This window comes from Mycobacterium sp. NGS68 (genome assembly GCF_059812195.1).
Genome location: NZ_JCALCE010000011.1, coordinates 182703 through 203385, shown reverse-complemented (window position 1 = coordinate 203385; position 20683 = coordinate 182703). Strand labels below are relative to the sequence as shown.

Here is a 20683-nt window from a genome sequence, read left to right as displayed (position 1 = left end):
CGCCTGTGCGGTGGCTTCCAGCCGCGGGGCTAAAGCTTCGCCGGTTAAGGCGCGGCGCGCACCGAGGTCTTCGGCTTCGGCGATCCGTCGTGAGGCCTCGGCTTTGGTGATGCGTAGCCGATCCGCGGTCGCCGCGCACAGTGTCCCGCCGAGTTCGTCCTGTCCGGCCTGGGCGGCGAGTTGGTTGATCACCGCGTGCTGGGGTGCACGCAGGCGCCGCGCGACGATCTCCAGGCGTTCCATGGCCCGCATCAACTCGGGGGTGGTGAACACGTCAAAAGTCAGCTCGCACAGCCGCTCCATCTGAGCATCGAGCGCGGTGAAGACCTCCACGATCTCCTCACGCGTGCTCGCTGCCATGCCCCACAGTCTAGGAACACCCACCGACAAGAAACCCACAGTGGCGCAGGGGGTTCCAGCCCCCGGCGAGCAGACGCAAACGCCCCCCGAAAGGGCCCAAGGCGGCTCTTGCGTCTGCTCGCGGGACCAGGGTTCCCGCGCGCTCACCACAGCGCGGCGATGGCTCCGCCGTCGGCGATCTGCGTGGTGCCGGTGATCATTGACGCATCGTCGGACAGCAGGAAAGCCACGATGCTGGCCATCTCCTCCGGTGCGGCCATCCGGCCCTGCAGCCGGGCGATCAGAGCGCGTGCGCCGCCGTCGCCGAGCGCCTCGTCGAACATGGTCATCGCGGTCTGCTGCATGGGGGTGTCGACGAACGCCGGCAGCAACGAGTTGGCGCGAATGTTGGCTGAGCGCAGTTCCGCTGCGGTGGCACGGCTCAGGTGGCTGATTCCCGCCTTGGACATGCCATAGGCCGCGCTGCCGCTCACCCCGATGTGGCCGGCCAACGAGGACATGTTGACGATCGCTCCCCCGCCGCGCTCGATCATCCGTGGCGCCGCGTATTTGGTGCACAGCCAGGCCCCACGCAGGTTGATGGCGACGACGCGATCGAAGTCCTCGACGGTGGTGTCGATCAGCGAAGCGAAGTGCACGACACCGGCATTCGCGACCAGTTTGTCCACCCCGCCGAACGCGTCGACACAGGCCCCGACCATGCCGATGACCTGCTCCTCGTCGCTGACGTCAGCCTGATGACCAACCGCGCCGCAGCCTATCTTCAGGGCGGCGGCATCGGCTGCGGCAGAGTCGATGTCCGCACACAGCACCTGGCAGCCCTCGGTGGCGAGGCGCTGCGCCACCGCCAGGCCGATGCCGGCACCGGCCCCGGTAACGATCGCGGCTTTGCCCGCAAGGTCAGGATGCCTCATGGATTACCTCGCGGATGGCGCCGAACAGGACCAGACCGAATCCTGGCATGTCGTCGGACAGTTTCAGGGCATACACCCCGAGATCGCGCAGGATCCAGCCGAGGACGTCGGATGTCTCAGCTGTCTCAGCGGCGGCGAACAGACCACAGGCGCGCGGTTGTCCAGCCGGCCTCAGGTACACGACCACGCCGCTGCCCTGCGCCGACATCCGAGCCAGCGCCCCACTCAGTTCCGCGCCGCAGCGGCACGCCTTCGATCCGAACACATCTCCGGTCAGACATTCGGTGTGGACGTGCAGCGGCACCGGCACGCCCGCGCCCGCGGTGCCCACGATGAGCGCGAGATGCTCACCGCCGCCAGACATGTCGCGAAACCCGATGACCCGCGCCTTGCCGGCCCAGGTGGGCAGGACGGTTTCGGCCAGGCGGACAACCTGGGGTTCGGTCCGGCGCCGGTAGGCCACCAGTTCGGCGATGGAGACCACGGCCAGGCCATGTTCGACGGCGAATTCGACCAACTCGGCGCCGCGGGCGATCAGGGTCGGATTGCGTCGGGACACGATTTCGCATAGCGCCGCGGGCTTTCCGCGGCCGGCCAGGTGCGCCAGATCGGCGGCAGCCTCGCCCGGGGCGCGGCGGCCCAGCACCCCGTCGTGGTGGGCGCGCAGCGGTACGACGTGACCCGGCCGCTGGAAGTCCGAGGCCGCGGACCTACCCGACGCGAGGGCGGCGATGGTCCGCGCCCGGTCGGCGGCCGAGATTCCGGTGCCCGTTCCGCGGACGTCCACCGACACGCAGTCCGCACTATCGCCGTGGCACATGGGCGGGAGGTTCAGCCGCGCACATTCTTTGGCCGGCAACGCGACTCGGACATAACCCGAGGTGTGGCGGATGGTGAAGTGCAGCAGCCGCGGGGTCGCGGCGTCGGCGGCGAACACCAGAAAGCCGTCCCCGTCGGTGCCGTCGGTCAGGACGACGGCCTGCCCCATGGCCATCGCGGTGATGGCACGACGCACCCGTAGGTCGGTCGTCTTCATTAACGCAGCCCGCCAAGAAAATCGAGCAACAGCCGGTTGGTCTCCCCGGGAGCCTCCTGCTGAATCCAGTGCCCGACATCGGCGATCATGTGCGTGCCGCGGTAATCCGACATGACCTCGTCGGCGCGCTTGACGGCCTCGAAGCCCCACGTGGTGCCGACGTCGTACTGGCCGCCGATGAACAGCGCCGGCGGGGTGAGCGGCTTGCCTTCCTGGTCGGCCAGGTCGTGCCAGTCGTTGTCGATGTTGTGGTAGAAACTCAGCGGCCCGCCGAAGCCGGATCGCTCGAATTCGCCTGTGTAGAAATCGACGTCGGCGTCGCTGAACCACGCGGGCATCGTCTCCGGATACACGAACGCGTCCTTGAGCCGTGCCCCTTCGGCCATGCAGAGCGGGCCCGCCCGGATCACGTCGATCGGGTCCATCGCGGCCAGGTCGACGCCCGCATCGACGGCCGCCTTGGTCGCCGCGATCATCCCCTCGCCGGAGACGGTGTACGTCAGCCCTAGCAGCCAGCTGCGCACATCCTCTTCGATCTCGGCGATGATTCCGTCCTGCGCGGAGAAATAGTCCTGGTACCAGACCCGGCCCTCACCGGCGAGCTCCAGGTGGTAGTCGTTGGGCCGGTGCTCACCGAAAGGGCTCCCTGGCAACCCGATTACGCCGCGGCCCGCGAACGGAACGCTGATCCCGACGACTCCGGCGCAGCGCTCGGGGTGCAGCCAGGCGAACGTCCATGCGACCGGTGCGCCCCAGTCGTGCCCGACGACGTAGGCGGTATCCGCCCCGTAGGCGTCCAGGACCCCGACGACGTCGCCGACCAATTCCTTGATGCGGTAGGCGGTCTGCACCCGGTACTTCGACGAACGCCCGTAGCCGCGCTGGTCGATCGCCACCACTCGGTAACCGGCTTCGGCGAGCGCGGGAATTTGATGGCGCCACGAATACCACGACTCCGGAAATCCGTGCACCAGCACCACCAAGGGCCCGTCGGTTCCGGGTGGGCCGGCCTCGACGGCGTGGATGCGGGTGCCCCGGCAATTCAAGATCCGGTGAAGCATGTTGGCCTCTTTCCTAATTCACGTCACCGGCGACCGCACCCACGAGCTGATTCTCGGGTTCGGCGGGCAGCGCGCGGTTTTCGTAGTTGCGGGCGATCAACGTCTTCTCACCCGACAGCCGGGTGCGCGCCCACTTGCCGATGACCCGACCGGCGATCCCCGGCTTCATCAGCGCCAGTGGCGGTTTGACGAGGTGGACGACGGCCAGGAACTCTCGGTAGGCGTCCAGGTCGTCGTGCACCAACTCCAGCAGCCGGTCCATGTACCACGTGAGCACGCCGAAATAGAAGGGGCGCTTCTTGTCCACGTCCTTCATCCAGTCGAACCGCAGGTTCTGCTCGCGGATCACGAACCAGGCGGTGTCGGCCATCTTGGCAATCGACCGGTAGTAGCGGCGCGGCAGATCGCCGTGCCCTGGGCCGTATTTGGCCAGCAGCACCTGCATCTGGCGAACCTCCTTGAGCGCCAAGCTCATACCCAGCCCGGAGACGGGGTCCGCGCTGGTGTAAGCGTCGCCGACGGCCAGCAGCGCCCGCGGCAGGTTGCGCTTCTTCTCGTAGTGCAGGCGCAGCATGTTGGGATAGCGGAAGTTGTAGATCGGGGAGGCCGGTTCCAGCCCGTCGATGTTCTCCCCGACGACTGGTGACGGCATCAGATCGGCGAACTCGCGGAACTCCTTGGCCGTGCGCGGCGGCGAATAACAGTTGTATGCCACCAGCGAGGTGGACAGCAGGGTGCGCGTGCTGTCGGTGTAGTACTGCGCCGCGTAGGTGTCCTCGAACGGGCGGTACGCGTAGCAGATCACCATCACCTTGTCCTGCCACTGTCGTTCGGGCGGAACCCGGTGTTGCATCGTCGAATAGAAGCAGTTGATGATGTCCTGCTCTACCTCCGGCGCGCCAATCCCGATGCGGTCCAGGAACTCCGGCACGCGGGTGTTCTTGCCCGACGCGTCCACGACGAACTCGGCGGGTATCAGTTGCGCGTCCGGTCCGACGGCGACACCGATCACGGCGTTGCTCTCGCGGTCGAAGACCAGGTCGGTGACTTCCGACTCGTAGCGGAAGTCGATCCTCGGCTCGTCGTCCAGCCGTCGCCGCACACACCACTCCAGCAGCGGCCGCCCGGCGCAGACGATCTCGATGTCGCTGGTGCCCGGCTTCTTCCAGGTGCCGCCCAGGCGGATCCGGTACTGCGCGGCCATGTCGACCTTGAAGGCGCCCTCGCGCACCATGTCGTCGACGATGCCGGGGAACAAGCGCTCCAACTCGATCTGGCCGGCGGTCAGCAGGTGATGCAGGTGCCAGCCCTGCGCGGCGCCCGGCCTGCCCTCCCGGCGGCGGTGCGGGTCGTCCTTCTCGAGCACGATGACGTGCTCGAAGGTTTCGCTGCACACCTTGGCCGCGGCGATCCCCGCGATGCTGCCGCCGATCACCACCGCGGTCCCCCGGCCGCGCCGGCGGACCGCGGCGACGTCCACGGCCGCATAGTCGACGCGCGCCGGGGTCCGTCGTCGCGCGGCCCCGGTGGCGACGAACTTCTCGTAGTACAGGCCCACGCCGTGGAAGCCGTTTTTGTCCAGCCACGTTCGGGTGGCTTCGACCATCGCGGCGGGGCCGCAGAGATAGATGTCGGCGTCGCCGTCGGCCAGCATGCGTGGATCCAGCAGGTCGGTGACCAGGCCGGTCGGCCCGTCCCATCCGGGGTTCGGGCGGGCGACGATCACATGCAGCTCCAAGCCCGCTACGCGACGCCTGAGCTCGGTGAGTTCGTCGAGCTTGCAGAGGTCTTCGGCGCCGGTCACCCCGTGCAGCAGGTAGACCGGCCGGCCGGGCTCGGCGGGCAGGCTCTGGGCCATGGCCAGGATCGCCGACAGACCGGTGCCGCCCGCCACCAGGATCACCGGTCGCACGACGGGACGCAGGTAGAAGTTGCCCTTGCTGCAGCGCAACGCGATCCGGTCACCCGGCTGCGCGCGCTCGCGCAAGTAGTTCGACATCACGCCGTCGGGCAGCAACCGGATGAGGAACTCCAGTTCGCCGTGCTCGGTCGCTGGGTGCGCGTAGGAGTAGTTCCGCCAGGCGTCGGTGCCCGGCACCTGCAACTGGGCGAACTGCCCGGCCTTGTAGTTCAGCGTGCCCGCCATGCCCGAGACGTCCACCCGCAGGATGGCCGTGCTGGGCGACACCAGATCGACCCCCGTCACCAGGCCGTCGCCGGTGACGAGCAGGGCGGCGTTGTCGTCGACCGGGTACTGCAGCTCGATCCGGCAATCGGACTCGGGAAAGGTCTGGCACGTCAGGATCTTTCGCGCTGTCCGCTCGACGTCGGACAGGCCCTCGGTGCGGCCCATCTCGTAGCGGCCCGCGGTGCAGGTGGCCACGCACGTGCCGCAGATGCCGCTCTGGCATTCGTTGACGATCGCGACGCCGTGTTCCTCGGCGGCGTCCAGGATCGACTGGTCCGGCCGCACCGGCATCGCCTTGTGTGTTCCGTCCGAATAGCCGACGGTGACCTGACGATCCGCCATGGCGCTAGACGACCAGCGCCAGAGGTTTCTTGGCGATGCGAGCGTTGAGTCTTGGCATGACCTCCTCGGCCAGCAGCCGCAGCGACTCCTTCCAGGGGTCGGGGTTCTCCCGGTAGTCGAAGCCGAGGACCAGCAGGTGGCCGAACCCGCCCACCTGGTCGTAAGTGGCCTCGAGCTTGTCCACCACAGTCTCCACCGACCCGACCACGAACGTTTTCTCGGCCAGGTATTCCGGCGTGACGTCGTCGTCGGGCACCGAGGGATTGTGCTTGTAGAACTTGGTCATGCCGAACATTCGGAACGTCGGCAGCACGTATTCGCGCATCGCGCGTCCCATCGTGCCGTCCACGGCGTAGCGGAATGCCTGCTCGTCGGTCTCTGCGACCATCACCTCACGCACCAGGCGCCAATCGCGGCGATCCGGGGTGCGGCCACTGCGTTCGGCGCCTTCCAGCACCGCATCCCAATGTGTGGCAACGTACTCCGTGTTGAGGTCCAGACTCATTGGTAGATAACCGCGTTCACCGGCCAGCTTCAGGGTTTCCGAGCCCGCGCTGAATCCCGTTACCCCGATGGGCGGGTGCGGCTTCTGGTACGGCTTGATGTGGCGCTTCATCAGCCCCTCGAACATCGGCGCGATTCCGTTGGCGTTCCAGTACTTTCCGCGATGCTCCCAGGGCTCGTCCTCGGTCCAGATGCGCAGCATGATCTCGAGCGCCTCGCGCGTCATCTCGCGGTGCTCGCCGTTCTTGCCGTCCACGTCGTACAGGGCCCAGTCGCCGGGGATGCCGCTGGCGCCGACGCCGAGCATGAAGCGACCCTGCGCCAGGTGGTCGAAATACGCTACGCGGTGGGCGAGTTCGACCGGGTGGTGGTACGGCAGCAGGTGGGCGCCCGGCGCGAGCTTGATGCGCGACGTGCGCAGCAGCGCTTGGGCGAGCAGCAGATCCGGTGCGCAGATGGGTTCCCACGGCACGGTGAAGTGTTCGCCGACCCACGCTTCGACGTAGCCGAGCTGATCAGCCAGCTCGATGATGTCGAGGTCCCACTGGGTGGCGTCATACAGCGTCCGCTCCGGTGGGTGAGCCGGCATGAGGAAAATTCCGATCTCCATTTTCAACCCTTCTCGGTTGTGCCCGGGCCGGCTCTCCGGCACCCTGCGATGACGTCTGAAGTAGGTATACCACAGTACTAGCAAGATACTTTGCTACTTACAAGAGCCATTTTGCTTGGGTTTTTATGTGAGCACTCGGCGGATCAGGCCGTATTGGCTATGGACATGTTGACGGAACGCCGCGTAACCTCGCACACGTCACCCGTAACGCGCGCAACGAGCACTAAGGAGCCGCCATGAGCGTCACCGGGGTCAGGCCGGTTGATCGCAGGTCCGACGGGGAGCAGACCGCACCGGATTTCGACTACGTCCGTTACGACACGATCGACGACGGTCGCATCGCGGCGATCACCCTCGACCGTCCGAAACAACGCAACGCCCAGACGCGCGGAATGCTGGTGGAGTTAGGTGCGGCATTTGAGCTCGCCGAGGCCGACGACACGGTCCGAGTCGTCATCCTGCGCGGAGCCGGCCCCGCCTTCTCGGCCGGCCACGACCTGGGCTCCGTCGACGACGTCCGCGAGCGCGCGCCGGGGCCGGAGCAGCACCCCACCTATCAATGCAACGGCGGCACCTTCGGCGGCGTGGAGTCGCGCAACCGGCAGGAGTGGCACTACTACTTCGAGAACACCAAGAGGTGGCGCAATCTGCGCAAAATCACCATCGCCCAGGTGCATGGCACCGTGTTGTCGGCCGGCCTGATGCTCGCGTGGTGCTGTGACCTGATCGTCGCCAGCGAGGAGACGGTGTTCGCCGACGTCGTCGGCACCCGGCTCGGCATGTGCGGCGTCGAGTATTTCGGTCACCCGTGGGAGTTCGGGCCGCGCAAGGCCAAGGAACTCCTGCTCACCGGCGACTCGCTGGGCGCCGACGAAGCCCACCGGCTCGGGATGGTCAGCAAGGTCTTTCCGGCAGGCGAATTGGTAGACAGCACAATCGAATTCGCGCGGCGAATCGCCAGGGTGCCGACGATGCCGGCGCTGCTGATCAAGGAATCGGTGAACCAGTCCGTCGACGCCATGGGGTTCACCACGGCGCTGGACGCGTGCTTCAAGATCCATCAGCTCAACCACGCCCACTGGGGCGAGATCACCGGCGGCAAGCTGTCCTACGGGACGGTGGAGAACGGGCTCGACGACTGGCGCGCGGCGCCGGAGATCCTGCCCGCCGTCAAGCAGCGACCCTGACCCGCCGACGCCGTGGACGTTGACTACCCACTCCAAGCGGAGGCCTTCCGCGGCCGGATCCGCGAATTCCTGGCCGAACACCTGCCGGCCGGCTGGTCGGGCCCCGGCGCCCTCGACCCCGACGAACGGGCGGCCTTCGCACGGCGGTGGCGGCGCTGCCTCGCCGACCACGGACTGATGGCGGTGTCCTGGCCGAAGCGGTACGGCGGCAGTGGCCTCTCCCCCGCCGAACAGGTGGTGCTCGCCGAGGAGTTCGCCCGCGCGGGAGCGCCCGAAGGTGACGAGAACGACCTGCTGGGTATCGACCTGCTGGGCAACACGCTGATCGCGCTGGGGTCCGAGGAGCAGAAGGCGCGTTTCCTGCCGCGCATCCTGTCCGGCGCGGATCGGTGGTGCCAGGGGTTTTCCGAGCCGGAAGCCGGGTCGGACCTGGCGGGGGTGCGCACCCGCGCCGTCCTCGACGCAGGGCAGTGGGTGATCAACGGACAGAAGATCTGGACGTCGGCCGGGCCCACCGCGAACTGGATCTTCCTGCTCGTCCGCACCGATCCCGAGGCGCCCAAACATCGTGGCCTGTCATTGCTGCTGGCGCCGATGGACCAGCCCGGCGTGACGGTTCGGCCGATCGTCAACGCGGCCGGGCACGCGTCGTTCAGCGAGGTCTTCCTGACCGACGCCCGCACCGCGTCGGGCAACGTGGTCGGCGGCGTCGGCAACGGATGGTCGACGGCGATGACCGTGCTGGGATTCGAGCGGGGGTCGCAGGTCATGACCGCGGCCATCGAGTTCGGCCGCGACCTGGAGCGGCTGTGCGAACTGGCAGCCGAACGCGGCGTGCACACCGACCCGCGCATCCGGGATGGCTTGGCGTGGTGCTATGCCCGGGTCCAGATCATGCGGTACCGGGGCTATCGCGACCTCACCCTGTCGCTGCAGGGTGGCTTGCCGGGCGCCGACGCCCCGATCTCGAAGGTCATCTGGAGCGAATACTTCCGGCGCTACACCGATCTGGCCGCCGAGATCCTGGGTCCGGACGCGGTGTGTCCGCGCGGACCCGGCAATGGCGGGGCCCGGCTGGTGCCGCAGGTGGGCACCCCGAATTCCCCCGCGTGCTGGATGGACGAGCTGCTCTACGCCCGTGCCGCGACGATCTATGGCGGCAGTGCGCAGATCCAGCGCAACCTGATCGGTGAGCGACTGCTGGGGCTGCCGAAGGAGCCGCGTGTGGAAGTCGCTCGCTGACATGGACTTTCGGTACGGAATCGAGCAGGACGACTTCCGCGCGGCGCTGCGTGGATTCCTCGGCAGCCGCGGACCGTCGGCGCGGATGCGCGCGGCGGCCGACCGGCACGACGACGGGCTCTGGCATCGGCTGTGCGCCGAGCTGGAACTGCCCGCGTTGCACACCCCGGCCGAATACGGCGGTGTGGGCGCGTCTTTGGTCGAGACCGCGATCGCGTTCGACGAGCTCGGCCGGGTGCTCGCCCCGGTTCCCTTCGCCGCGACGACGTTTGCGATCGAGGCGGTGCTGCGGGCCGGCGACGACGAGCAGCGCAAGCGCCTGCTCTCCGGCCTGCTGTCCGGCGAAGTCATCGGCGCGATGGCCGACCCGTCGGCGGCGACGGTGCGGGCGAATCGGATTGCCGGGGGCAGCGCGCTCACCGGTGAGTGCGGCCTCGTCCTGCACGGGCATGTGGCGGGCTTGTTCGTGGTACCCGCCGTCGCCGACGACGTCGTGGCGCTGCACATAGTCGCCGCCGATGCCCCCGGGGTGACCGTCGAGCGGCTGCCGTCGTTCGACCTCACCCGACCGGTGGCCCGGCTGCGGCTGACCCAGGCCCCCGCCGAGGAGTTGGCGGCAGGCTCCCCGGACGACGTCGAGCGGGTGCTGGACGTGGCGCGGGTGCTGCTGGCCGCCGAGATGCTCGGCGGAGCGGAGGCGTGTCTGCAGATGGCGGTCGAATATGCCCGCAGCCGAAAGCAATTCGGTCGGCCGATCGGATCCTTCCAGGCGGTCAAGCACCTGTGCGCCGACATGATGATCGAGATCGATGCGACCCGGGCGGCGGTGATGTTCGCCGCCATGAGCGCCGCCGACGGGCGCGAGCTGCCCATCGCCGCGCCATTGGCCAAGGCGCAAGCCGCCGAAACTTTTGCGCTGTGTGCCACCTCGGCCATCCAGGTGCACGGCGGTATCGCGTTCACGTGGGAGCACGACCTGCACCTGTACTACCGCCGGGCGAAGACCACCGAGGCGCTGTTCGGCAGTAGCGCGCAGCACCGGGCGCTGCTCGCGGACCGCGCCGGGCTGTAGCGAGGCGACGCAGAGGTGCCGCACACTCAGTACAGCTAGGCCCGCAACTAGCTCAGAGCGGCCAGGGCGGCGTCGTAGTCGGGCTCTTCGGCGATCTCCGGTACGAGCTGGGTGTAGGCGACGTTCCCGTCGGCGCCGATCACCACGACCGCGCGGGCCAGTAGCCCCGCCATCGGGCCGTCGGCGATGGTGACGCCGTAGTCCTCGCCGAAGCTGTCCCGAAACGCGGACGCGGTCTGGACGTTCTCGGTGCCCTCGGCGCCGCAGAACCGCTTCTGGGCGAACGGCAGGTCCTTGGACACGCACAGCACCGTCGCACCGGTCGCGCCGGCGCGCTCGTTGAAGGTCTTCACGCTGGTCGCGCACACCGGCGTGTCAACCGACGGAAAGATGTTTAACAACACGGATTTGCCGCGGAACTGGTCGTTGCTGACGGTTCCCAGGTCCGCGCCGGTCAGGCCGAAGCCGGGGGCCGGGGACCCGACAGCGGGCAGGTCGCCGACGGTGTTGATCGCATTTCCGCGCAAGGTTATCTGTGCCATGCGGACAGTCTGCCAAGGCCGGGCACGCGTCCGACGGCCAGGTCCGCCTGCGTGGCCACCCGACGGATGTCCCAAATTGTGGGGTGCATGGCGTAGACGACATGGCGTGGCCGGCCAACACTGAGTTCATGGTGCGCAAGGTGGTCATGCTCGGCTTCCCCGGTGTGCAGGCGCTCGACGTGGTGGGCCCGCATGAGGTGTTCAGCGGCGCATCGTTGCTGACCAACGGCGCCTACGACGTCGTCTTCGCCTCACCCGGCGGCCTCCCGGTGACCAGCCCGAGCGGCCTGGCCTTCGTGGCGGATCCGCTGCCGGCTCCTGACGATCCGGTCGACACCGTGGTGATCCCCGGCGGTATCGGCGTCGACGCGGCGCGCTCCAACGCCGAACTGGTCAGCTGGATCAAGGCCGTCGCGCGCACCGCCCGGCGCGTCGTCACGGTCTGCACGGGCGCCTTTCTGGCGGCCGAGGCGGGGTTGCTGGAGGGTCGACGCGCGACTACGCACTGGGCTTTCGCCGCCAGGCTGGCCGACGAGTTTCCCAGCATCGACGTCGATCCGGACCCGATCTTCATCCGCAGCTCCGAGACGGTGTGGACGGCCGCCGGTGTCACCTCGGGCATCGATCTCGCGCTCGCGCTGGTCGAAGACGACCATGGCACCGAGGTCGCGCAGACCGTCGCCCGCTGGCTGGTGCTGTATCTGCGCCGCCCCGGCGGCCAGACGCAGTTCGCCGCGCCGGTCTGGATGCCGCGGGCCAAGCGTGCCCCCATCCGCGAGGTGCAGGAGTCCATCGAGGCCCAACCGGGTGCCGCGCACAGCATCGACGACCTGGCCCGACGGGCCGCGATGAGCCCCCGCCACTTCACCCGGGTGTTCACCGACGAGGTCGGCGAAGCGCCCGGCCAGTACGTCGAACGCATCCGGACCGAGGCCGCACGCCGGCAGTTGCAGGAGTCCGACGACACCGTCGTCGTGATCGCCGCCCGATGTGGCTTCGGCACCGCGGAAACGATGCGGCGCAACTTCATTCGGCGTGTCGGCATCTCGCCGGACCAGTACCGCAAAGCCTTCGCCTGACACGAGAAAGGAAGACAACTAATGACGCAAATCGCCTTCGTGGCCTACCCCGGGTTCACCGCGCTGGACATGATCGGTCCCTACGAGGTGCTGCGGCAGCTGCCGCAGGCCGACGTGCGCTTCGTGTGGCACGAATCCGGACCGATCACCGCCGACTCCGGTGTGCTGGTGCTCGGCGCCACGCACTCGCTGGCCGAAACACCTTCTCCCGATGTGATTCTGGTGCCGGGCGGACCCGCGACGCCGGTGCACGCACGTGACGAGAAGCTGCTCGAGTGGCTGCGGCAGGCCCATCGGACCGCCAGCTGGACCACGTCGGTGTGCTCCGGCTCGGTGATCCTGGCGGCCGCCGGCCTGCTCGAGGGCAGGCGCGCCACGTCGCATTGGATCGCGCTGCCCGCGCTGAAGGCGTTCGGCGTCACGCCCGTCGGCGACGAGCGCATCGTGCAGGAAGGCAACGTGATCACCAGCGCGGGCGTGTCCGCGGGGCTCGACCTCGCGCTGTGGCTGGCCGGACAGGTGGGCGGCGAGGCCCGCGCCAAGGCGATCCAGCTCGCCATCGAATACGACCCGCAGCCGCCGTTCGACTCCGGTCACATGTCCAAGGCCAGGACGTCGACGAAGGCGGCCGCCACGGCGCTGTTGTCCAAAGAAAGCGTCACACCGGCCACGCTCAAGGCCACGACGATGCTGGCGTGGCAGCAGGCGCTGAACGCGGCCCGGTCGCGGCGGCGCAAACGGCAGCCGGTGAACGCCTGAGATCCCCCGGCTCGGCGGGGCTGCTAGCTGCGTTCCAAGGATTCTTTTAGGTGGCTTAACAAACATAGGCGCATGACCACGCTAGCCACTTGGGAAACCCCCTACACCAGCGACGAGTGCTCGCCCAACGGACGCGGCTCCCGCTTCGACGACGGCGACCCGGTTGAGGTTGTCGAAGGTGCCCCCAGTCTGGCCGGTCGGCTGCTCTCGTTCGGCGCAAAGCTCGCCATCCGCCCGGCGCTGTCGTTCGGCAGCCAGTTGCCGGTTCCGTGGCCCTACGGCGCACTCGATTTCGTCGCCCGCGCGCTGGTGCCCGCGCCGGGAACCGTGCGCTCCACGGTGGAGCTGGCGAACTGCGGCGCCGAACTGGTCCGGGCCAAGGGCGTGCGACCGGCCAATGGCAAGGGCCGTGTCATCCTCTTCCTGCACGGCGGCGCTTTCCTGGCCGGCGGCAACCACACGCACGTCCGGCTCGTGTCGATTCTGTCGCGGTACGCCGACGCGCCGGTGCTGATGGTGGACTACCGCTTACTGCCCAAGCATTCGCTGGGCCAGGCGATCGACGACTGCGAGGACGGCTACTACTGGCTGCGCGAGATCGGCTACCAGCCGGACCAGATCGTCGTCGCGGGTGATTCCGCCGGCGGCTACCTTTCGCTGGCACTGGCCGAGCGGCTGCTGACCGACGGCGAACGACCGGCCGGCCTGGTCGCCATGTCACCGCTGCTGCAATTGCGCGCCGAAGCCAAGCAGGCCCACGCCAACATCGCGACCGATTCCCTGTTCGCGGCCGGGGTTTTCGACTTCCTCAACGGTCTCATCGAAAAGGCCGCCGCCCGCCGCGTCGTCGACGGTGCCGCCGAAGACGTCATCGAGCCGCTCGACCGCGTCGAATCCGGGCTCCCGCCCACGCTCATCCACGTGTCGGGTTCGGAAGTCATGCTGCACGACGCGCGTCTGGGCGCACGCCGCCTGGCCGATGCCGGTGTGCCGGTCGAGGTGCGGATCTGGCCGGGACAACTGCACGGCTTCCAGATCGCGGCCGGGCTTGTCCCGGAAGCCGACCGCTCGCTGCGCTACATCGCCCAGTTCGTCCGCACGGCCACCAAGGCGTCGGCCGCGCCGCTCAGATCGGTCAGCCGATAGGCGAACGTAGCGTGCCGCCTGCCTGCAGCCACTCGCCGACGACCCGCGGCGCATCGCGGTTGGGGTTGTAGATGTCTTCCTCGCTGGAAAACAGGCCGTTGCCGGCGTAAACCAGCCGCGTCCAGTTCGGGAACCAGAAGGGTTCACCGTTGGGGTCGGTCGGGTGGTCGAGCAGGTTCCTGATCATCATGACCACTGCGTCGTTGTCCTCGTCGTAGGCGACCCAGTCGCTGGGGAAGCGCATGTGCGGGAACGGCGCCATCACCCCGACGATCCAGTCCCGCACCGCCTCTCGCCCGTGAAAGACCCCGTAATGGTGTTCGGTGTAGACGACATCTTCGGTGAAGAGGTCGGCAAAGGGATTCCAGTCACCGGAGGCGGAGCACTCCGCGGCGACGGTCGTGTAGTGCCTGACGGCTTCTTCGATTTCAGCCCTGGTGAACGTGCCCATAATCGACACAGTAGGGCGTGGCCCACCGAGTTGGGACCAGTCCGCGCGAAGTTGCTGCGCAGGGTGCCTCGACGGTTTGTACCCTTACGCAATGACGCAACCACCTGCAGGTCCGCCGTACCCGTACCAGCCACCGGGCGGAGAGCCGTACCAGCCGCAGCAACCGGGGGGTCAGTACCCCGCCCCCTACCCGCCGCCGGCGCCCGGGTATGGCTTGCAGCCGGGACCGCAGTTCCAGACCACGAGCGGGTTCGCCGTCGCGTCGCTGGTGCTCGGCATCCTGGGGGCGTGTCTGCTCGCCATTCCGTTCGGCATCATCGGCCTGATCAGAACCAGGCCCGGCGGCCAGAAGGGCCGGGGCCTGGCCATCGCCGGTCTGGTGTTCTCGGGTTTGTGGTTAGTAGCTATCGTCGCCCTCGCCGCTCTCGGCGCCTTCGCGTCGAACGGCAGTCATTCCACCAGTGTTCGCAACATCAAGGTCGGTGACTGCTGGTCCGAACTGCCCACCGGGGACCGCGTCAAGCACGTGGACACCATCAGCTGCGATCGAATGCACAGCGCCGAGGTGGTCGGGGTGCTGAGGATGCCGGGCGGATCTTTCCCGGCCGAGTCGGTATTCGACGAGTACCGGCACAAGTGCCATGACGCGCTTTCGTCGTATGCCCCGAGTGCGTCCGACGACACCTCCGGTACCGGCTTGGCTTTCATGCCTCCATCGCAGGAGTCCTGGAAGCAGGGAGATCGCGAGATGGTTTGCATCGCAACGTTTTCCACTCAGCGCACGGGGTCGATCAAGGGCTGAGCGCAGCATGAGCGTATTGGACTTGTTCGACCTGAGCGGCAAGCGGGCGTTGGTGACCGGGGGCTCCAGCGGTATTGGCAGGCGGGTGGCGCAGGCCTATGTCGAAGCGGGGGCGCAGGTCGCCATCGCAGCGCGGAGATCCGACGGCTTGGAGCGGGTAGCGGCTGAACTCGCCGCTGCGGGCGGCACGGTGGTGCCCATCCGCTGCGACGTCACCGACGAGGAGCAGGTGACGAGCATGCTCGACCAGGTGACCGAGAAGCTGGGCGGGATCGACATCGCCGTTTGCAACGCCGGCATCGTCTCCGTCACCCCGATGTTGGAGATGTCGCTCGAGGAGTTCCAACGCATCCAGGACACCAACGTGACTGGTGTCTTCCTCACCGCTCGGGCGGCGGCCCGGGCGATGGTGCGGCAGGGAGAAGGCGGGGTCATCATCAACACGACCTCGATGTCCGGGCACATCATCAACGTCCCCCAGCAGGTCGGGCACTACTGCACGTCCAAGGCGGCGGTGATTCACCTGACCAAGGCCATGGCCGTGGAGTTCGCGTCGCACAACATCCGGGTGAACAGCGTCAGCCCGGGCTACATCCTCACCGAGCTGGTGGAACCGCTGGCCGAGTACCACGCGCTGTGGGAGCCGAAAATCCCGCTTGGCCGCATCGGCCGGCCCGAGGAACTGACCGGCCTCTACCTCTACCTGGCGAGCGCGGCATCCAGCTACATGACGGGCTCGGACATCGTGATCGACGGCGGGTACACCTGTCCTTAAACGAGCTGGGGTCGGCCGAAATGCGTTGCCACACCGGGTGAAAACAGCGCGTCCAGCCTCGCGCCGGCGGGATGCACGCCGCTGGCCCCCAGCAGTTCGTCGTGCAGTTCGACGACCTGCGCCGCCCGAAAGGGCCACGGCTCATGCTCGTTCGGCACCCACCAGGTGCGGCCGGCCTTGCGGGTGTGTGCGCCCCAGCGGGCGGTGAGCCACACCTGCAGCGGCGTCGGCTCGACGACGTCGCCGACTGCCACCGTCACCCTGCTGCGCAGCCCACGCCGCGGCCAGCGCCGCACGCTGTCGTAGGTGATCCGGTCGGCTGAGCGCGTCACCCGCATCTTCGCCCACGTGTACGGGACACCCAGGGTGATGCGGGTGAGCGGCACCACGGCCAATCGCTCCGTCTCTAACGACCGGAACAGCACGCCGTGGCGCCCCGCGTCATCGACCGAATAGAGCCGGATGTTGGTCTCGGCGAAGCGGCCGAAGTACGGCAGCGGCAGTGCCGTTCCGAGCTTGGTGCTCGTCATCACGAACGGAATCAGCCCGACGTAGGTGTTGCCGTCGGCGAAGACGTCGGGACGGGTGCCGGGCGGGTACAGGTCGGCGACACCCTCCGGCCGCACCGGCCAGTGGATAAAGGACACGTCGCTCCAGCGCTGGTCAAACGTGACCGGGCGCGGCAGCGGCGGCGGCGTCACCGGGTAGCCCGCCAGCTCCGGATTCGGCTCGGCGGCAGACGGACTCGAGGTCACCGCTCCATCGTGGCATGCGGCCCGCGTTAGTGGGCGCCCAATTCGCCGTCGAGGTATTGCGCGCGGCAGGCCCGGCGGGCCAACTTCCCGCTGGTCGTGCGCGGAATTGCGCCGGCCGGCAGGAATACCACGTCGGCCACCGACAGCCCGTGCCGCTTCGACACCGCCGCGCGGATGGCCTCGATCGCCGGCGCCGGGTCGGCGCGGCTGGTGCCGGGCGCCCGTTCCGCGACGATCACGAGCCGCGGGCCGGCATCACCGGGCACCGCGAACGCGGTCACGTATCCGCGTCGGACCAGCGGCGACGCTTCCGCGGTGGTGGCCTCGATGTCCTGCGGATAGTGGTTGCGCCCGTCGATCACGACGAGGTCGGCGATCCGCCCGGTGACGTAGAGCTCGCCGTCGAGGTACACGGCCAGATCCCCAGTGCGCAACCACTTTCCGTCGATCTTCGCCCCGCCCGCGTGGCTGCCCTCTTCCAGCCGGGATTGCAGCGTGGCGCCGAACGCCCACCGGGTGTCCTCGGGCCGCCGCCAGTAACCCCGGCCGACGTTGTCGCCCTGCAACCAGACCTCGCCGACGACGCCGTCGGGCAGTTCGGTTCCGGTCTCCGAGTCGACGATGACTGCCCATAGGCTGCGCGCGACCTGACCGCACGAGACCTGTACGACGGCGTTGGGATCATCGGCCGCGACACGCACCGCGCGGCCCGCGCCCAGCTGTTCCCGGTCGAGGTGGATGACCGACGTCTCGGCGGCGTGGTCGATGGTGGCGATCATCAGCGTCGCCTCCGCGATGCCGTACGAGGGCTTGAACGCGGTGCGCGGTAATCCGTACGGGGAGAACGCTTTATCGAACGTCGTCACCGCGTCGATGCTGACCGGCTCGGACCCGATGATCAGGACGACGTTGCCCAGGTCGACGTCATCGCCGGCCGCCGGCAGCCCACGTTGCGCGGTCCACTCGTAGGCGAAGTTGGGCGCCGCGGTGACCACGCGTCCGGTGCGGGACCCGGCGGACAGCGCCTGGATCCAGCGCAGCGGGCGGCGGACAAATGCCGTCGGGGACATCAGGGTGGTGTGCCCGCCGTACACCGTCGGGAAGCCGATCATGGACAGGCCCATGTCGTGGTAGAGCGGCAACCAGCTGACGCCGTGGGTGTTCCGGTTCAGCAGGTCGATCGACAGAATCATCTGCACCAGGTTCGTGCCGACGGCGCGGTGGGTGATCTCCACGCCGACCGGCGGCCGCGTCGCTCCCGACGTGTATTGCAGATGCGAGACGGCGGCCATCTCCAGTTCGACCGGGGTGAACAACTCCCCCGCCGAATCGGGAATCTGGTCGATGTAGGCGACATGCGGCCGTGGCACGCGCGGGTGGTTGGCCAGAAACGACTCGACGGCGTCGCGCGCCGCCGTCGTCGTGAGCACCAGCGTGGGCGCGGAATCGAGCAGTGCCGTTTCCAGGCGTTCCGCGTGGCCCGGCAGTTCGGGGGCAAAGAGTGGCACCGCGATGGCGCCGGCCTTGATCGCCGCGTAGAAACCGGCTACGTAGTCGATCCCCTGCGGCGCGAGAATCGCGACCCGGTCGCCCGCGCCCGCGAACCGTTGCACCGCGGCGCCGATGGCCTGCAGCCGAACGCCGAGTTCGGCCCACGTCACCTCGTGGGCCTGCCCCTCGGTGCGGGCGTAGTCCAGGTAGCGGAAGGCCACGAGGTCGCCGACGTTGGTGACATTGCGTTCGATGAGCGAGATCAGCGTGGTGCCCGCGGGCAACGCGATGTTGCCGTCGGCATCCAGGCAATCCTCGATCTCTAGCAGACCTTTTGGAGCCACGGAGTCCTGGCGGGAACCGTAATCCATGACCGAAGTCTATGCAGACGCAATTCGCCCCGCGGCGATCGCGATCGCGATCGCGTCCCGCGCCGAGACTCAATCCAGCGCGAACGTTGTCGGCGTGTCGCGATCGTTAGCGCGGTGGAGTCGTGCCGACTACAGTCCGTGCGTGGACTCCGGCGGCCAGAGCACGGCGCAGAGCGCGCGCGAGGCCGCGCTCGCCCGGGTGCTCGCCTACCGCGAACGCGGTCGGGCCAGGCCGACGGTCGTTCGGGTGGGCCTCGCGGTGCTGGCAGGCGTGCTGCTGCTGGTGTGCATCCCGCTGGTTGTACTGCTCCCCGAGGCCGGTATCCCCGCGCTGCTGATCGCCTTTCGCCTGCTGGCCGTCGAGGTCGACTGGGCCGCCCGCGCCTACGCCTGGACGGACTGGCGCTGCATCCAGCTGCACCACTGGTTTCGCCGTCAGTCCGGATTTGCCCGCGCGTCGATCCTGGCAGTGCTATTGCTGGTGGCCGCGGCCCTCGTGGGGCTGATCGTCTACGAATTCGTGTAATCCCACTCGACAAAAGGCAGGTCGATGACGGCGACAGAAGACCGCGAGGTCCCGCTCCCGGACCGCGAGCGGCGCGGGGTGATGCGGCACCTGACCACGCTGTGCGTGCGCTACGTCGAACGCTTCATGCCGGACCCGTACCTGTTCGCGGTCATCCTCACGGTCATCGTGGCGGGGCTGGTGGCGCTGCTGGTCGCGGGCGCGACGCCGTCGGGCATGCTCAGGGCCTGGTACGGCGGGGTGTGGGGCCAGCAGAACATCTTCACCTTCGCCTTCCAGATGGTGCTGATTTTGGTGACCGGCTACACGCTCGCCGAGGCCCCCGTCCTCAAGCGGGCCATCGTCAAGATCGCCGGCAAGCCGCAGAACCAGGCGCAGGGGGCCCTGCTGTGTTTCGGTGTCAGCGCGGGCCTGTCGCTGCTGAACTGGGGGCTTGGTCTGGTGGCGGGCGCCCTGGTCGCTCGTCAGGTCGCGAAAAGGCTTGCGGGGGGGCATTTCGGCTACCTGATCGCCGCGGCGTTCATGGGCTTCATCGTGTGGACACAGGGGCTGTCTTCATCGATAGCGCTGGCGAACACCGACAGCGCCAGCCCAATCAACGTGATACACAAGCTAACCGGCGCGAACGTGCCGCTGTCGCTGACCATCTTCCAGCCCTACAGCTGGGTGGCGGTGATCGTGGTGCTTGCCCTGCTCGCCCTGGCGATCTGGCGGATGGCGCCGACGCAGGGCCTGGAACCCGATCCCGCGGTGTTCGAGGAGGAACCCGAGCCCGTCGCGGAGGCCGAAGGCGCCAAGCGCACGTTTGCCGAGTGGCTGGAGAATCTGTGGATCCTCAACGTCCTGATCTTCGCCGCGGGCATAACGTACTTCGCGCTCAGCCGATTTGCGCTCAACATCTCGTCGATGATCATGCTGTTCACCGTGACCAGCGCGTTGCTGCACCGCACCCCGATCCGTTTCATCCGCGCGTTCTCCGGCGCCGCCAAGGTGTCCGGTCCACTGTTGCTGCAATACCCGCTCTATGGGGGGCTGGTCGGCCTGCTGGGCTATGTGCCGTCGGGCTCGGGCAAGCCGCTGCAGACCGTGCTTGCCGAGGCACTCGTGACGGGCGCCAACCAGTACACGCTGCCCTTCCTGACTTTCGTTGGGTCGCTGATCATCTCGTTGTTCGTGCCGTCCGGCGGCGGCCACTGGGCCGTGCAGGGGCCGGTCGCGGTGGACTCAGCGCTGGCCGTCGGTCAACACTCGCCGGCCTACCTGGGGCTCATCTCGATGTCGGTCGCGGTCGGAGAGGGCGTCGCGAACATGATTCAGCCGTTCTGGCTGCTGCCGCTGCTGGCCATCGCGAAGCTCAATGTTCGTCAGGTGATGGGATTTACGATCATCGCGTTCCTGATCGGATTCGCGGTGTTGGGTGCCGCGGTTCTCATTGCGCCGCACGTGCTCTGACGTGGCACGTCGATGCGG

The 20683-nt window shown here is 68.0% G+C and carries 20 protein-coding genes; 10 read left to right on the top strand and 10 right to left on the bottom strand.

The window, feature by feature from the left end; genetic code table 11:
- From AC5Y5V_RS14910 to AC5Y5V_RS14885, 6 genes are all read right to left on the bottom strand, one after another.
- Positions 1-360, bottom strand: a 360-nt coding sequence (locus tag AC5Y5V_RS14910) for a DUF222 domain-containing protein (RefSeq protein WP_499936417.1), incomplete at its 3' end; no start/stop codon positions are given.
- A gap of 143 nt (positions 361-503) precedes the next feature.
- Positions 504-1274, bottom strand: coding sequence for an SDR family oxidoreductase (locus AC5Y5V_RS14905; RefSeq protein WP_499936413.1), 771 nt, complete (start codon positions 1272-1274; stop codon positions 504-506).
- Positions 1261-2310, bottom strand: a complete 1050-nt coding sequence (locus AC5Y5V_RS14900; protein ID WP_499936411.1) for a 3,4-dihydroxy-2-butanone-4-phosphate synthase — start codon at positions 2308-2310, stop codon at positions 1261-1263. The genes AC5Y5V_RS14905 and AC5Y5V_RS14900 overlap by 14 nt, the downstream gene beginning before the upstream one ends.
- Positions 2310-3371, bottom strand: coding sequence for an alpha/beta fold hydrolase (locus tag AC5Y5V_RS14895; RefSeq protein WP_499936409.1), 1062 nt, complete (start codon positions 3369-3371; stop codon positions 2310-2312). The genes AC5Y5V_RS14900 and AC5Y5V_RS14895 overlap by 1 nt, the downstream gene beginning before the upstream one ends.
- A 13-nt stretch (positions 3372-3384) precedes the next feature.
- Positions 3385-5901, bottom strand: coding sequence for an FAD-binding oxidoreductase (locus tag AC5Y5V_RS14890; protein WP_499936406.1), 2517 nt, complete (start codon positions 5899-5901; stop codon positions 3385-3387).
- Positions 5902-5905: 4 nt separating this feature from the next.
- Positions 5906-7015 carry an LLM class flavin-dependent oxidoreductase gene (locus AC5Y5V_RS14885; RefSeq protein ID WP_499936404.1) on the bottom strand — a complete coding sequence of 370 codons (1110 nt, stop codon included), beginning with the start codon at positions 7013-7015 and terminating at the stop codon, positions 5906-5908.
- A gap of 236 nt (positions 7016-7251) precedes the next feature.
- Between AC5Y5V_RS14885 and AC5Y5V_RS14880 the strand changes: the two genes are divergently transcribed.
- The 3 genes from AC5Y5V_RS14880 to AC5Y5V_RS14870 are packed head-to-tail and all read left to right on the top strand — an operon-like array spanning position 7252 to position 10516.
- A complete protein-coding gene (locus AC5Y5V_RS14880) occupies positions 7252-8202 on the top strand; it encodes an enoyl-CoA hydratase (RefSeq protein WP_499936401.1) in 951 nt (316 codons plus the stop codon).
- A 12-nt stretch (positions 8203-8214) separates the two neighbouring features.
- Complete coding sequence (locus AC5Y5V_RS14875; protein ID WP_499936399.1) at positions 8215-9444, top strand: acyl-CoA dehydrogenase family protein; 1230 nt, start codon at positions 8215-8217, stop codon at positions 9442-9444.
- Position 9445: 1 nt separating this feature from the next.
- Positions 9446-10516, top strand: a complete 1071-nt coding sequence (locus AC5Y5V_RS14870) for an acyl-CoA dehydrogenase family protein (protein WP_499936395.1) — start codon at positions 9446-9448, stop codon at positions 10514-10516.
- A gap of 47 nt (positions 10517-10563) precedes the next feature.
- On the opposite strand, the gene tpx is transcribed toward AC5Y5V_RS14870, so the two are convergent.
- The gene (gene tpx, locus AC5Y5V_RS14865) at positions 10564-11058 is read right to left on the bottom strand and encodes a thiol peroxidase (protein WP_499936392.1); all 495 of its coding nucleotides are present in this window, start codon (positions 11056-11058) and stop codon (positions 10564-10566) included.
- Between the two features lie 128 nt (positions 11059-11186).
- Here tpx and AC5Y5V_RS14860 point away from each other — a divergent pair, with 128 nt between their 5' ends.
- From AC5Y5V_RS14860 to AC5Y5V_RS14850, 3 genes are all read left to right on the top strand, one after another.
- On the top strand, positions 11187-12137 hold the full coding sequence (locus AC5Y5V_RS14860; RefSeq protein WP_499936390.1) for a GlxA family transcriptional regulator: 951 nt from the start codon (positions 11187-11189) through the stop codon (positions 12135-12137).
- A 21-nt stretch (positions 12138-12158) separates the two neighbouring features.
- Positions 12159-12896: a DJ-1/PfpI family protein gene (locus AC5Y5V_RS14855; RefSeq protein ID WP_499936388.1), complete on the top strand. Its 738-nt coding sequence runs from the start codon at positions 12159-12161 to the stop codon at positions 12894-12896.
- Between the two features lie 72 nt (positions 12897-12968).
- On the top strand, positions 12969-14042 hold the full coding sequence (locus AC5Y5V_RS14850) for an alpha/beta hydrolase (protein ID WP_499936385.1): 1074 nt from the start codon (positions 12969-12971) through the stop codon (positions 14040-14042).
- Here AC5Y5V_RS14850 and AC5Y5V_RS14845 read toward each other — a convergent pair.
- Positions 14032-14493 (bottom strand): nuclear transport factor 2 family protein, encoded by a 462-nt coding sequence (locus AC5Y5V_RS14845; protein ID WP_499936381.1) that lies wholly within the window; start codon positions 14491-14493, stop codon positions 14032-14034. The two genes, AC5Y5V_RS14850 and AC5Y5V_RS14845, sit on opposite strands and share 11 nt — an antisense overlap.
- A 91-nt stretch (positions 14494-14584) precedes the next feature.
- Here AC5Y5V_RS14845 and AC5Y5V_RS14840 point away from each other — a divergent pair, with 91 nt between their 5' ends.
- Together AC5Y5V_RS14840 and AC5Y5V_RS14835 are read left to right on the top strand one after the other, a co-directional pair.
- Positions 14585-15295, top strand: a complete 711-nt coding sequence (locus AC5Y5V_RS14840) for a DUF4190 domain-containing protein (RefSeq protein ID WP_499936379.1) — start codon at positions 14585-14587, stop codon at positions 15293-15295.
- Positions 15296-15302: 7 nt separating this feature from the next.
- Positions 15303-16070 (top strand): SDR family oxidoreductase, encoded by a 768-nt coding sequence (locus AC5Y5V_RS14835; RefSeq protein ID WP_499936376.1) that lies wholly within the window; start codon positions 15303-15305, stop codon positions 16068-16070.
- Here the strand turns inward: AC5Y5V_RS14835 and AC5Y5V_RS14830 are convergent.
- Both AC5Y5V_RS14830 and AC5Y5V_RS14825 read right to left on the bottom strand, forming a co-directional pair.
- Entirely contained in the window at positions 16067-16825 is a 759-nt protein-coding gene (locus AC5Y5V_RS14830; RefSeq protein ID WP_499936372.1) for a YqjF family protein, read from the bottom strand. The two genes, AC5Y5V_RS14835 and AC5Y5V_RS14830, sit on opposite strands and share 4 nt — an antisense overlap.
- Positions 16826-16851: 26 nt before the next feature.
- Complete coding sequence (locus AC5Y5V_RS14825; RefSeq protein WP_499936370.1) at positions 16852-18687, bottom strand: fatty acyl-AMP ligase; 1836 nt, start codon at positions 18685-18687, stop codon at positions 16852-16854.
- Between the two features lie 142 nt (positions 18688-18829).
- Between AC5Y5V_RS14825 and AC5Y5V_RS14820 the strand changes: the two genes are divergently transcribed.
- Both AC5Y5V_RS14820 and AC5Y5V_RS14815 read left to right on the top strand, forming a co-directional pair.
- Complete coding sequence (locus AC5Y5V_RS14820; protein ID WP_499936368.1) at positions 18830-19213, top strand: hypothetical protein; 384 nt, start codon at positions 18830-18832, stop codon at positions 19211-19213.
- Positions 19214-19237: 24 nt separating this feature from the next.
- On the top strand, positions 19238-20665 hold the full coding sequence (locus tag AC5Y5V_RS14815) for a TIGR00366 family protein (protein WP_499936366.1): 1428 nt from the start codon (positions 19238-19240) through the stop codon (positions 20663-20665).
- Positions 20666-20683: the final 18 nt, after the last annotated feature.

Bases quoted from the DNA above. Each gene is read 5' to 3' on its own strand.
- AC5Y5V_RS14880 (WP_499936401.1), top strand. From the start codon at position 7,252: ATGAGCGTCACCGGGGTCAGGCCGGTTGATCGCAGGTCCGACGGGGAG.
- AC5Y5V_RS14835 (WP_499936376.1), top strand. From the start codon at position 15,303: ATGAGCGTATTGGACTTGTTCGACCTGAGCGGCAAGCGGGCGTTGGTG.
- AC5Y5V_RS14850 (WP_499936385.1), top strand. From the start codon at position 12,969: ATGACCACGCTAGCCACTTGGGAAACCCCCTACACCAGCGACGAGTGC.
- AC5Y5V_RS14855 (WP_499936388.1), top strand. From the start codon at position 12,159: ATGACGCAAATCGCCTTCGTGGCCTACCCCGGGTTCACCGCGCTGGAC.
- tpx (WP_499936392.1), bottom strand. From the start codon at position 11,058: ATGGCACAGATAACCTTGCGCGGAAATGCGATCAACACCGTCGGCGAC.
- AC5Y5V_RS14895 (WP_499936409.1), bottom strand. From the start codon at position 3,371: ATGCTTCACCGGATCTTGAATTGCCGGGGCACCCGCATCCACGCCGTC.
- AC5Y5V_RS14815 (WP_499936366.1), top strand. From the start codon at position 19,238: ATGACGGCGACAGAAGACCGCGAGGTCCCGCTCCCGGACCGCGAGCGG.
- AC5Y5V_RS14890 (WP_499936406.1), bottom strand. From the start codon at position 5,901: ATGGCGGATCGTCAGGTCACCGTCGGCTATTCGGACGGAACACACAAG.
- AC5Y5V_RS14905 (WP_499936413.1), bottom strand. From the start codon at position 1,274: ATGAGGCATCCTGACCTTGCGGGCAAAGCCGCGATCGTTACCGGGGCC.
- AC5Y5V_RS14825 (WP_499936370.1), bottom strand. From the start codon at position 18,687: ATGGATTACGGTTCCCGCCAGGACTCCGTGGCTCCAAAAGGTCTGCTA.
- AC5Y5V_RS14860 (WP_499936390.1), top strand. From the start codon at position 11,187: ATGGTGCGCAAGGTGGTCATGCTCGGCTTCCCCGGTGTGCAGGCGCTC.
- AC5Y5V_RS14840 (WP_499936379.1), top strand. From the start codon at position 14,585: ATGACGCAACCACCTGCAGGTCCGCCGTACCCGTACCAGCCACCGGGC.
- AC5Y5V_RS14870 (WP_499936395.1), top strand. From the start codon at position 9,446: ATGGACTTTCGGTACGGAATCGAGCAGGACGACTTCCGCGCGGCGCTG.
- AC5Y5V_RS14900 (WP_499936411.1), bottom strand. From the start codon at position 2,310: ATGAAGACGACCGACCTACGGGTGCGTCGTGCCATCACCGCGATGGCC.
- AC5Y5V_RS14845 (WP_499936381.1), bottom strand. From the start codon at position 14,493: ATGGGCACGTTCACCAGGGCTGAAATCGAAGAAGCCGTCAGGCACTAC.
- AC5Y5V_RS14885 (WP_499936404.1), bottom strand. From the start codon at position 7,015: ATGGAGATCGGAATTTTCCTCATGCCGGCTCACCCACCGGAGCGGACG.